This window comes from uncultured Ruminococcus sp. (assembly GCF_934476685.1).
GTDB lineage: Bacteria > Bacillota > Clostridia > Oscillospirales > Ruminococcaceae > Hominimerdicola.
Genome location: NZ_CAKSNX010000024.1, coordinates 1 through 10,977 on the forward strand (window position 1 = coordinate 1; position 10,977 = coordinate 10,977).

13 protein-coding genes and 1 pseudogene are annotated in these 10,977 nt (G+C 41.6%); 6 read left to right on the top strand and 8 right to left on the bottom strand.

All coding sequences use genetic code 11. The annotated features are described in order from the left end of the window. Positions 1-77 precede the first annotated feature (77 nt). A pseudogene (locus Q0E19_RS11300) lies at positions 78-752 on the top strand (Sir2 silent information regulator family NAD-dependent deacetylase); the annotation flags it as partial. Positions 753-936: 184 nt separating this feature from the next. Here the strand turns inward: Q0E19_RS11300 and Q0E19_RS11305 are convergent. The 7 genes from Q0E19_RS11305 to Q0E19_RS11335 form a co-directional block, all read right to left on the bottom strand. Further along, on the bottom strand, positions 937-1,170 hold the full coding sequence (locus Q0E19_RS11305; RefSeq protein ID WP_294409633.1) for a hypothetical protein: 234 nt from the start codon (positions 1,168-1,170) through the stop codon (positions 937-939). Between the two features lie 41 nt (positions 1,171-1,211). Beyond that, positions 1,212-1,487, bottom strand: coding sequence for a hypothetical protein (locus tag Q0E19_RS11310; RefSeq protein WP_294409634.1), 276 nt, complete (start codon positions 1,485-1,487; stop codon positions 1,212-1,214). Next, positions 1,477-1,923: a DUF4869 domain-containing protein gene (locus Q0E19_RS11315; protein WP_294409635.1), complete on the bottom strand. Its 447-nt coding sequence runs from the start codon at positions 1,921-1,923 to the stop codon at positions 1,477-1,479. The genes Q0E19_RS11310 and Q0E19_RS11315 overlap by 11 nt, the downstream gene beginning before the upstream one ends. A gap of 441 nt (positions 1,924-2,364) precedes the next feature. After that, positions 2,365-3,318, bottom strand: a complete 954-nt coding sequence (locus Q0E19_RS11320; protein ID WP_294409636.1) for a hypothetical protein — start codon at positions 3,316-3,318, stop codon at positions 2,365-2,367. Further along, positions 3,308-3,769, bottom strand: coding sequence for a DUF4869 domain-containing protein (locus Q0E19_RS11325; RefSeq protein WP_118054358.1), 462 nt, complete (start codon positions 3,767-3,769; stop codon positions 3,308-3,310). Before Q0E19_RS11325 ends, Q0E19_RS11320 begins: the two co-directional genes overlap by 11 nt. A 156-nt stretch (positions 3,770-3,925) precedes the next feature. Then, on the bottom strand, positions 3,926-4,399 hold the full coding sequence (locus tag Q0E19_RS11330; RefSeq protein WP_294409637.1) for a sugar-binding domain-containing protein: 474 nt from the start codon (positions 4,397-4,399) through the stop codon (positions 3,926-3,928). 173 nt (positions 4,400-4,572) lie between these two features. Next, positions 4,573-5,484, bottom strand: a complete 912-nt coding sequence (locus Q0E19_RS11335; protein WP_294409638.1) for an AraC family transcriptional regulator — start codon at positions 5,482-5,484, stop codon at positions 4,573-4,575. A 132-nt stretch (positions 5,485-5,616) separates the two neighbouring features. Between Q0E19_RS11335 and Q0E19_RS11340 the strand changes: the two genes are divergently transcribed. The 5 genes from Q0E19_RS11340 (at position 5,617) to Q0E19_RS11360 (ending at position 10,220) form a co-directional block, all read left to right on the top strand. Further along, a complete protein-coding gene (locus Q0E19_RS11340) occupies positions 5,617-7,617 on the top strand; it encodes a TIM-barrel domain-containing protein (RefSeq protein WP_294409639.1) in 2,001 nt (666 codons plus the stop codon). Positions 7,618-7,668: 51 nt separating this feature from the next. Continuing rightward, positions 7,669-8,850: an MFS transporter gene (locus Q0E19_RS11345; protein ID WP_294409640.1), complete on the top strand. Its 1,182-nt coding sequence runs from the start codon at positions 7,669-7,671 to the stop codon at positions 8,848-8,850. 98 nt (positions 8,851-8,948) lie between these two features. Continuing rightward, entirely contained in the window at positions 8,949-9,086 is a 138-nt protein-coding gene (locus Q0E19_RS11350) for a cupin domain-containing protein (RefSeq protein WP_294409641.1), read from the top strand. Between the two features lie 20 nt (positions 9,087-9,106). Beyond that, a complete protein-coding gene (locus Q0E19_RS11355; RefSeq protein WP_294409644.1) occupies positions 9,107-9,247 on the top strand; it encodes a helix-turn-helix domain-containing protein in 141 nt (46 codons plus the stop codon). 181 nt (positions 9,248-9,428) lie between these two features. After that, the gene (locus Q0E19_RS11360) at positions 9,429-10,220 is read left to right on the top strand and encodes an alpha/beta fold hydrolase (protein WP_294409642.1); all 792 of its coding nucleotides are present in this window, start codon (positions 9,429-9,431) and stop codon (positions 10,218-10,220) included. Positions 10,221-10,336: 116 nt separating this feature from the next. On the opposite strand, the gene Q0E19_RS11365 is transcribed toward Q0E19_RS11360, so the two are convergent. Beyond that, positions 10,337-10,711, bottom strand: a complete 375-nt coding sequence (locus Q0E19_RS11365; RefSeq protein ID WP_294409643.1) for a DUF3795 domain-containing protein — start codon at positions 10,709-10,711, stop codon at positions 10,337-10,339. Positions 10,712-10,977 lie beyond the last annotated feature (266 nt).

Sequence of the window (10,977 nt, forward strand, 5' to 3'; positions counted from 1 at the left end):
GGTTATCTCTCTCCTGTTCAATTCAAAGCTTCCCATTCGGCTAAATAATTTCTGTACTATTTGGGGGTGACAATACATACGGTTTCGAGGATATGTATTCAGGCGGATTTTACCCCTTTGAAACTTTGGAGGAACACTGGGCGTAATGGTCGAGATACATTTATATCAACCGCTATATGGACATTGACAACGGTACTTACAAGAAACTTTTTGAGCTTGTGAAAGACAAAGATTATTTTGTGCTGACAACCAATGTAGACCACCAGTTTCAGAAAGCAGGTTTTGACAAGCACAGGCTTTTCTACACACAAGGCGATTATGGACTTTTTCAATGTTCAGAACCATGCTGTCAGGAAACTTATAATAATGAAGAATATGTGAAGAATATGCTGGAATTTCAGGAAGATATGCGTATTCCAACAGAATTAGTTCCACATTGTCCTAAATGTGGTAAGCCTATGACAATGAATTTGCATTCAGATAATACTTTTGTACAAGACGATGGCTGGTATCGTGCTGCAGAACGGTATGAGGAATTTCTCCGCAGACACGAAAATCTGCATATATTATTTCTGGAACTCGGTGTGGGATATAATACGCCTGCAATTATTAAGTATCCGTTTTGGCAGATGACGGCGAAGAATCCGAAAGCTGTGTACGCTTGCTTGAATTACGGCGAGACTTTTTGTCCAGATCAGATCAGATCACAGGCGATCTGCATCAATACTGATATAAAGGCATTGGTAGATTAAGAGATTCATTGTTTATCGACCGTAGACAAAATGCACCTGAACATTTCTGTACAAGTGCATTCATATCATATTTCTTTTCTTGTCTTGCGATAGAAATCATTGAAACTCATACCTAAAAACCGTTTTGAAAAGCCAAAACCATTGGAAGGTTCAGGATAGCCGAGCATCTGAAAATAAGCCAATGTTAAATTGAAAAGCCACCTAAAAAAAGCTTTTCAGATTTCCACCATTTCAAACTGTCAATTGCAGCAGCTTGTCGGAACGATGAATGGCATTGTTGACCGTTTGAAACTCTTGTCCCTGAATGGAATTGAGAAATTCCTGCCGCACTTCTTTGTTGGGGATCCAGGCAGTTTTTAAAGATCCTCCACTGCTTTTTATTTTGCAAAGTAGTTTTTTGAAGTGGTTCTCTTTTCAATTGCAACCGTAACGCCTGATCAAAATGTAAGAACCGGCCAATTAGAAGAAACAGTCACTTTTTGCAAGCAAATGCTGAACCGGTGTTTCATCAAATTCGGTAATGTGATGTGGCTGAGCAGTCAAAAATCCCCGCAGTTCCCTCATATGGTCTTTCTGTTCCTGCAAAGATAATGCTCGCAAACCCTTGATTTTACCGGATTTGCCAACGCCTGAGTCACCTGTGATAAAGGTAACGTTGTAATCAAGATGCAGATCAACGATGAAAGAAGTATGGGTAGTATTGATCTCTTGCATCACGATCGGTTTAATCTTCATTGCTCCACCACTCCTTCAGTTCTTCATAATCATCTATTTCTCTGCATTTCTTCTTACTCTTATCATACACGTTCACTCGTGTCATATCAAATGATATAAGCGGATAATCACAACAGACTTTTCCTTCATCAAGAGAATAGATCATATCAAGAGCATTATCTCCACATTCTTTGATGTCAAAAACCTTATCAGGATTGTACATTATATTCAGTACCGTCTTGCAGCCACTGGAAAGCTTATCGGTGTTCAGTGTTGTCCCGTCAAAGCGTGACTTAATTGTATATGGCCCGGTCAATTCAGCGTGGTCTATTTTTTCAATTACTCTATTTGCCCTGTTATCCAGCATTTGAGCAGTATATTTGTTAAAATAAACGTCGTTCAATTTAACAATTTCTATTGATTTTGGTATCTGACCGTGTTTATATATTGTAATCATTTATTACCTCTCTAACTGCAACACATCTTTTAAAATGGAATACTGATAAATTTGTCTTGCCTTATCTTCCGAAGAAAGCCTATTTGTATCCAAACCACAAATGTCGTGCTTGCCATTTCTTGTGTACGTTCTGCTTGCGTTTTTATGAAGTTAAAACAATTATCACGTCAGATCATCAAAAAAAGACCGAGCTTAACGCTTAAACCGAAATTCTTTCGATCCTGCAGCAATGCCTCTTCTCATCATAACTTCTTCTCCCTCGATAGAGTCGATAACTCCTGAGCGGAGTTATCATATATGCTGCCCACACAGTCTGCCTCCTTGAAAATATTTGTTATTCCTATTATATCATTTTTTCGAGCGGAAAGCAAGCTGGATCGCACACAAAAACAAGCCACACCTCGTGCTGTCAAATCAGCACAGAGTATGGCTTGTCTATTACTATTTTTTCATTGCATTTAAAATAGAATATATATTTTGTTCGGATAAATATCCGGAAGGGATATGGCTCTTGTTCTCGTGATACTCAAGATTTGTTCTGCCATTTGTTTCTGCCACCAGCAATGCAGTAAAAAAACGCTCCCAACTGAAATAATTTTCACAATCTATATGTTCTGCCGGGTCAGCCAAAATCTTTTGAACATTATCGTTACGGTCAAAAATCGCCGAGCGAAGAATAAGCCATTCAAAACTCTCCGGCAAAAAAAGATCGATCTTATTATTTGATACAGATCTCAAATACATAAGCACTTTGATTTCTGAACCAAGTGCCGCAGCGTCGGCTATTACAAGAATACGCTGATCTTTATGCTGTTCCAGTAATTTTACAATTCCGCTCTTTCCGTTAGAACTGATACATTCGAGATCATGATTTTCAGTTGCTTTCTTAAAGAACTGAAGACCCGACCTGCTGTCTTCAACGATCACAATATCATACGGAAATGCTGATATATCCTTTTTTGAAATGTTCTTATATATCTTCTCGAACTTCGGTTTTGCACCATTTTTATGGATCTTTCTGATAGCATCTATGCTGTATGGAATTTGTGCCAACGGCTCTCTTGTTACAAGAACATAATAATTATCAGAACCCTGAATCGCTTTTGCAAACTCATAAGAAGATAGAAATTGCGTACTTTCTTCAACAAAAACAATGCTCTCGTGAGTATTGTCAAGAATGGTTTCCCAATTAGCATTTGACAATACAAGGCAAGGCTTACTGCACTTTAAAGTTACACCGCTTTGTTCACCAAGTTCGGAATAGTTTCTCACCATATTGATGAGTTTCGTTTTTCCGGTGCCGCTGTCACCTGTCAATATCGTTACATTTCTCTCAAGAGTAAAATTAAACGTTATGTGCCTGTTTTTTATTTGTATTTTTATTTTACCCCTCATTTTCTTCACCCCTCAAATATCTATCTGCAAGCATCAAATATTCAATTGGGTCTGTAATTACTTTTCTTTTTCCTTCATTTATTATTTTCACAGAAAAAGATTTTCCAAAGTCCATCAAATGATGCAATGATACTGTAATATCCTTATTTTCAGCCATTTCAAGCAGATACTTTGCACAGTTATCGCCGCAGTTTGAAATATTGAAGATCTTTTTAGGCTGATTATATATCAGCAGAAGAGTCTTAACGCCCGCTGACAATTCCGTAGAATTGAATTTTCCAAAAATATCGTTTTCTATAAGATCGGGGCCAATTACAGTTGAGTCATCAATATCCTTAATGATCTTTTTTGCAAATGGTTCCGTGACCCACATTTTATCATACTGATTTGCATAATAAACCTCAGTATTGTATATTTCTTTAGGGTGTTTTCCAAAAAATATTCTAAGCACAACACCATCTCCTTATAGCTATTATTCACAAGCGAAACGGACGTATACGCTCACGCAGCCTGCATCCTTGAAAATATTTGTTATTTCTATTATACCATTTTTCTGCTGGGAAAGCAAGCGAGATTGCCCTAATAAAAAGCCGTCACCTCACCTGTCTCATACTGCTATGTCAAATTCTGCCATTCTATCCTCGGATACGCCTTTCACAACAACGATGTTTTCCTCACGATCAAGCGAAATGTTATTCCAGACAAAAACTGTGTCGGCGTCTTTTGGCAGGCCTTTTCGGCAGATCACGCCGCTTTGCTTGCCGTTTATAGTTAGCTCAACGTTTTGCGCGTTTGAATATACCTTATCAAAGCGAACAAGATCTGTTATATTTACACGAAATGCAGAATATCCGCCCTTGTGTCTGCCTGCAAGAATGCCGTTCACATATACATCCGCAATGGTATTGGCTGCACCAAATTCCAAATATAGTGCTTTGTCTGCATATTCTTTTGAAAGTGCAAGTCTGCGGCGGTAGCAGGTTATACCGCGGTAATATGCGCTGTTTGCCGAATCCTCGGAATTATATGTATGCGGCAGATATATCTTTACGCCAGGATAGATCCACAGATGCAGGATCAATGGCTTTGGCAGGCGTTAAACTGCCGTTTTCCAGCTTAGCGAATCTCCAATTATCGTTTATTTCAGTTACAATGCGCATAATATACCTACTGATCTTTATATAATTATACTTCAAAAAATCGACCTTGTCTATACGACAGACGGATAATTTGGCAAACATCGCACCGTATATTTTACTTTCTAAACTCCCTTGGACTGCATCCGTAGGCTTCTTTAAAGGCTTTTGAAAAATAGCTGTGATCGTCAAAGCCGCAAAGCCCACAGATAGTGTTTATCGAGTCAGATGTGTTTTTTATCATATATGCCGCATTGCGCAGACGATAATTTTTAAGATATTCAAACGGCGACTGTCCTGTTATGTTCTTAAAACACCTCAGCACCTCGCTTTTGCTGACAAATGCCGCAGCAGCCATGTCTTCAAGGGTGATCTTTTCGCCATAATGGTCGTGGATAAAAATCAGTATCTCACGAAGCCTTGCTTCCTGCACTATGCTTGCGGCAGGGCGTGCCGATACGTTCTTTTCCGAAATACTTATAAGTATGCGAAAAAGTTCAGAAAGCTCGCTGCGTACATAAAGCTCGTGGTCGGGCATTTTTGTATTTTCCGTGTTCCATATGTTCGTGAGCAGCCTCAGTATTTTTGAATATCCGCTGTCCTTTGGGGTAAGTATCAGTTCACGCAGTCCGCTGCTGCCCGTTATGGGCGCAACGTATTTGCGGTGATAAACGCTGTTATCTCTTCCGCCGACTATCGAACCGTGTACAACGACAGAGCGAAAAACGCTTTTAGTTCCCGAACCTGATCTGAACAATGCGTGAAGTGTATTGGCGTTTACAAAATATATATCGCCTGTGTTCAGTATATGCTTGTTTTTTCCACACTCGATAAGCACTCTGCCCTCTGTCACAAAGCCAAATTCAAGCTCCTCGTGCCAATGCCAGCTCACAAAATTATTCGTAACATCGGCGTTGTAAACGGCTATTGGAAAATCAGCTTCCCCGTGCAGCCCGGATTCGTCAGATTTGAAAGGCGGCTCCGTACCATGATCTTCATTTTTCAGTACACTGTAATCAACTATTGACATTTTCGCTCCTCACTTGACGTTATTTTCATAGTTTTAGATAATTTAATTATACCTATTTCTGCTTTTTGATGTTATAATTATACTGCAAATTTAATTGAACGTCAATACTAAAATTCCACAGGAGGTATTAAAATGATAAGATTTATTGAAGATAACGGCGCGCTTATCGCACGGTCCAGAAATGAAACTATCCGTATCGAGGGCTGGGGAAAAAACGCTTTGCGTGTAAGGGCAACACTGCTTAAAAAGCTTCCCGAAAATGCACACGCTCTTACCGAGAATGTGGCACACAGCGCAAAGGTGACCATTGACGAAGGGAGCGAAACAGCAGAGATAGTAAACGGTAAGATAAAGGCAACTATCAACGGCGTCGGCATAATATGCTTCTATAAAGACAACGAGCTTATTTTGCAGGAGTATTACAGCTACTATTATGGCTCGATTCGTAAAGAGGCTATATGTTACAAGACCAGATCTCGTGAATACAAGGGTCTTGCTTCTGATGATTTTAAGATAACTGTTCGCTTTGAGTCAGACCCCGATGAAAAGCTTTACGGTATGGGTCAGTATCAGATGCCTATACTTGATCTTAAAGGTTCGGTTCTTCCCCTTGAACAGCGAAATTCTCAGGTCAGCGTTCCTTTTGTGATTTCTAGCAAGGGATATGGTATGCTATGGAACAATCCTGCAACAGGCGAAGCCGCTTTCGGAACAAATATCACAAAGTGGATCTCCGATGAGAGCGACATGGTGGATTACTGGATAACAGCCGATGATACCCCTGCACAGATCGTGACAAATTATACCGAATGCGTGGGCAGAGCGCCTGTTATGAGCAAGGATTATCTCGGTCTATGGCAGTGCAAACTTCGTTACCGCACCCCTGACGAAGTGCTTGAGGTCGCAAGAAAATACAAAGAGCTTGGCATAAAGCTGGATGTTATAGTTATCGACTTTTTCCACTGGCCATATCAGGGCGACTGGAGATTTGATGAGAAATACTGGAGCAAAGAGGCTGTAAAGGCAATGACGGACGAGCTGCACAATATGGGAACTAAGGTCATGGTATCCGTTTGGCCTTCAGTAGATAAGCGCAGCGAAAATTATTATGAAATGGAGCAAAAGGCGCTCATAAGCACCACTGATGTGGGTTCGGTGCAGACCTATGATTATGAGGGCGACTGCGGCACAGTAGACTTTTTCAATCCCGAAGCGCAGGAATTTGTTTGGAGCAAGTGCAAGCAGAATTACCGTGACTTGGGCATTGACCTTTTCTGGCTGGACAATTCCGAGCCTGACAGCACCAAGTATGATTTTGAAAATTACCGCTATTATACCGGACGTGGTTCAAAGGTAGGCTGCGAATACCCGAAGAAATATGTTGAGGCATTCTATAACGGACAGGAAGCTGAGGGAGATCATGAAGCGGTAAACCTCTGTCGTTCTGCCTGGGTAGGAAGTCAAAAGTACAGAACTCTTGTTTGGACAGGCGATATTCAGTCCAACTTTGAATCCTTTAAGGATCAGGTCATTGCAGGTCAGAACATGGGTCTTGCAGGTATACCTTGGTGGACGACGGACATTGGCGGATTTATGACGGACAACTGGGACGATCCCGATTTTACGGAGCTTCTTATACGCTGGTATCAGTACGGTGTATTCTGTCCTATCCTGCGTATGCACGGAAACCGTGGCCCTGACTGGGATATTCCAAAACTTGATGACCGTGATTTTGGCGGCGGATATCTTTATACAGGTCACCCAAACGAGCTGTGGAGCTATGGTGATGAAGCCTATGAGATCATGAAAAAGTGGCTGGATATACGTCTTTCAATGAAGGACTACATTGCGGGACTTATGGAGGAAACGGCGAAAACAGGTGCTCCGCTTATCCGAACTATGTTCTTTGAGTTCCCCGACGACGAAAAGTGCTGGGAGCTTCCGGAACAGTATATGTTCGGCAGCGATTATCTTGTTGCCCCTGTGCTTGAGCTTGGCGCAAGAGAGCGCAGCGTATATCTGCCAAAGGGCAAGTGGGAGAGCCTTTCCGATAAGAAAGTATACAACGGAGGTCAGACTGTGACCGTGCCTGCACCACTTGACATTATGCCTGTATTTAAAAGACTTGGATAAGGGCAAAAGGCTTTGTTAAAATAGTAATAAAGAAAGGAAAGAGATGCTCATATGAATTACAGAAAAACGTTGATCGCCTGTTATATGGGATTTGTCACACAGGCGATAGCTGCAAATTTTGCACCGCTGCTGTTTCTCACGTTTCATAAGTCTTATATGATATCTTTGGGAAAAATAGCGCTTATCTCATCTGTATTCTTTATCACGCAGCTGATAGTGGATATTTTGTGCGCACATTTTGCAGATGTTATAGGTTACAGAAAATGCGTTGTTGGTTCGCAGCTTCTTTCGGCGGTCGGACTTATCGGACTTGCTTTTCTGCCGCAGGTCACAACTGATCCGTTTACGGGAATAATTATCAGTACAATACTCTACGCCATAGGCAGCGGTCTTACGGAAGTGCTTGTTAGTCCTATTGTTGAGGCGTGTCCGTTTGAACACAAAGAGGCGGCAATGAGCCTGCTGCACTCCTTTTACTGCTGGGGTGCTGTAGGAGTTATACTGCTTTCAACGTTGTTTTTCTCGCTTTTCGGTATAGAAAATTGGAGAGTGCTGTCCTGTATATGGGCGGTGATACCCCTTTGCAACGTGTTTAATTTTGCGGTATGCCCTATCGAACACCCCACAGAGGACGGCAAGGGTTTGAGCATCGTCAGTCTGCTTAAAGTTCCGCTGTTTTGGCTCTCCATTCTGCTTATGATATGTGCAGGAGCGTCGGAGCTTTCAATGGCGCAATGGGCATCTGCCTTTGCGGAATCAGCATTGGGGCTTTCAAAATCAATGGGCGACATCACGGGTCCTTGTATGTTTGCCGTTACAATGGGTATAAGCCGCTCGCTGTATGGAAAATATGGTGAAAAACTCGATCTTATGAAATTTATGATAGGTTCAGGGGCTCTTTGTCTTGCTTGCTATATTACAGCATCTTTGTCGGAGATACCTCTGCTGGGACTTGTCGGCTGCATAGTGTGCGGCTTTTCGGTAGGAATAATGTGGCCCGGAACGATAAGCATCTGTTCTGCAAAAATACCATTAGGCGGCACGGCTATGTTTGCTCTGCTGGCAATGGCAGGGGATATGGGCGGAGCGCTCGGCCCTGCTATCGTTGGCAACATTTCGCAAAATGCAGGAGATGACATTCAGAAAGGACTGCTTGCAGGCTGTGTATTTCCAGCAGTGCTTGTTATCTCTGTACTCTTTGTCAAAAAGCTTAGCAGATCAAGCAGGGCGTGAAATAAGGCGTTATAATTTATACTGACTTGTTTTCGTGTCGCCCGTTTGACTTCCCCCACCCTAATCTGCGTGAGATAGCTGACCACAAGCTGAATGGAATGAATTATATCTCATACGTCGATATTTATAAAAACAGCTCGTATCACCCACATTGGCACGATGAGTTTGAGGCGGTGTATGTCAAGTCGGGCAGTATCCGTGTGTTTGTGAACAGCAGCGAATACGTTCTGAAATAGGGCGACGGCGCTTTCATAAACTGCTGCGTGAAACGACTTTGTCTATGCTGCAAATATGCGAGCTGTGCGGCTATTCCGACCAAAGCTATTTTACCAAAACGTTCAAAGATATGGCAGGCTGTTCGCCCTCGCAGTATCGTAAAAAGCAAAGAAATATCTAAAATTGCTGATACACTGCGCAGAATGGTGCGCAAGATGAAAAGAACAGATGATATAAAATGCAATACGGCGTGTGCTTTTGAATGGGCATACGCCGTATTTTATGACTGTAAATTTTTTTAAACCCTTAGACAAACCCGATTTTTTGTAGTATAATTATATAAAAAACAGGAGGTAAAAGCTATGTCAAACTTAACCATCAGATTTTATTCAAACTGCCTGCGCAGATACACCACGTTCAAAATGTACCTGCCCTGCGACATAAGACAGGACTGGGGACAGACAGATACGAAATACTCGGAAAGCAGCACGAAAACGCTTTTTCTGCTGCACGGTTTTACAGGCGACGCAGAAAACTGGGTGCCTGAATATCTTTCGGACAAGTATAATTTTGCGGTAGTTATCCCCTCGGGCGAAAATTCTTTTTGGTTGGACGGACGCTCAACGGGTCATCAGTTCTGCAAATTCGTCGGCGAGGAGCTTGTGGACTATGTAAGGCGTGTTTTCAGACTTGCGAAAAGCGGCGGCGAAACATACATTATGGGACTTTCAATGGGCGGATTTGGTGCGCTCCATACGGCATTTGCTTATCCCGAAACCTTTGGCAAGGTCGCGGCGCTGTCCTCAGCGCTTATTGTTCACGAGGTCGCAGGAATGTCAGAGGGGCAGGGCAACGATGTGGCGAATTATGAGTATTACAGAGAATGTTTCGGCGAAACATCTGAAGTGCTGAACAGCAGGAACAATCCCGAATTTCTCATAGACGAGCTTCAGCGAGAGGGCAAAAATATCCCCGATATATTTATGTGCTGCGGTACGGAAGATTTTCTGCTTGAAAACAACCGTGATCTTGACAAATTTCTTGAAAGCAGAAATGTTCCACACGAGTATTTTGAAAGCAATGGCAGCCACGATACGATTTTCTGGAGCGAATATGCTGAAAAGGCAGTCAAGTGGATGTTTGAGGAGAAGTAAGGTCAGTACAAGCTGAGAAAACACTCATAAAAAACGCCACACCCCGTGCTGTCAAATCGGCACAGAGTGTGGCTATTATTTTGATAATAATTTTATTGTATTATATAAACTGGAAGTTATCTCTCACCTGTCAAGATAAAATTCATTAACTGCTCTACATCATCAAACTCATCATAATCTCCGTTTATGCCATTTCGATGATACACAACGCCGGTTTTCTCATTTCTCTCCAAACAGTCCAAGAGCTTTTCTTCTCCATATTTTTTAGCAAATAAAGTAAATGCGTATGGTTTGATTTTGCCCAATAATCCTTTCTTGCAATTTTCGTCACACTTATAACAATGTGTCAGTCCTTTTGCAATCGAACAGTTCTTATTCTCACAAACATCATTATCTGGACAACCGTTTGAGCCACATCCATTACAATCGGCGTTTTCTGTGCATAAGCAGCATGCAAGACCACACCGGGCAATTCCTAATTCTCGTTTCATAAGGCACCTCCGCAACTTCCGATTTGTATTTCCATTCATAATTGTCCACTCTAACTTTTTTCTCATCTCGCCAAAAACTTCTGATACTTACTCTTCGGCTTCTAAGCGTAAATATTTTTTGAGATTTCTAATGCAATTATACTGATTTTATGAGAATTTGTCAAGATTAAATTCTTATAAAATTGTAATTTGAAAATTGCAATATAAAATGTCACCAAAGTTCAGAAGGGAGATTTAGTAAAAGTGACGCTTCAAAAGGTGAAAGC

What these genes read in the sequence shown, in the direction of transcription:
- Q0E19_RS11310 (WP_294409634.1), bottom strand. Translation starts at nt 1,487, where the DNA reads ATGAAGATTAAACCGATCGTGATGCAAGAGATCAATACTACCCATACT.
- Q0E19_RS11315 (WP_294409635.1), bottom strand. Translation starts at nt 1,923, where the DNA reads ATGATTACAATATATAAACACGGTCAGATACCAAAATCAATAGAAATT.
- Q0E19_RS11320 (WP_294409636.1), bottom strand. Translation starts at nt 3,318, where the DNA reads ATGAGGGGTAAAATAAAAATACAAATAAAAAACAGGCACATAACGTTT.
- Q0E19_RS11335 (WP_294409638.1), bottom strand. Translation starts at nt 5,484, where the DNA reads ATGTCAATAGTTGATTACAGTGTACTGAAAAATGAAGATCATGGTACG.
- Q0E19_RS11340 (WP_294409639.1), top strand. Translation starts at nt 5,617, where the DNA reads ATGATAAGATTTATTGAAGATAACGGCGCGCTTATCGCACGGTCCAGA.
- Q0E19_RS11345 (WP_294409640.1), top strand. Translation starts at nt 7,669, where the DNA reads ATGAATTACAGAAAAACGTTGATCGCCTGTTATATGGGATTTGTCACA.
- Q0E19_RS11350 (WP_294409641.1), top strand. Translation starts at nt 8,949, where the DNA reads ATGAATTATATCTCATACGTCGATATTTATAAAAACAGCTCGTATCAC.
- Q0E19_RS11360 (WP_294409642.1), top strand. Translation starts at nt 9,429, where the DNA reads ATGTCAAACTTAACCATCAGATTTTATTCAAACTGCCTGCGCAGATAC.
- Q0E19_RS11365 (WP_294409643.1), bottom strand. Translation starts at nt 10,711, where the DNA reads ATGAAACGAGAATTAGGAATTGCCCGGTGTGGTCTTGCATGCTGCTTA.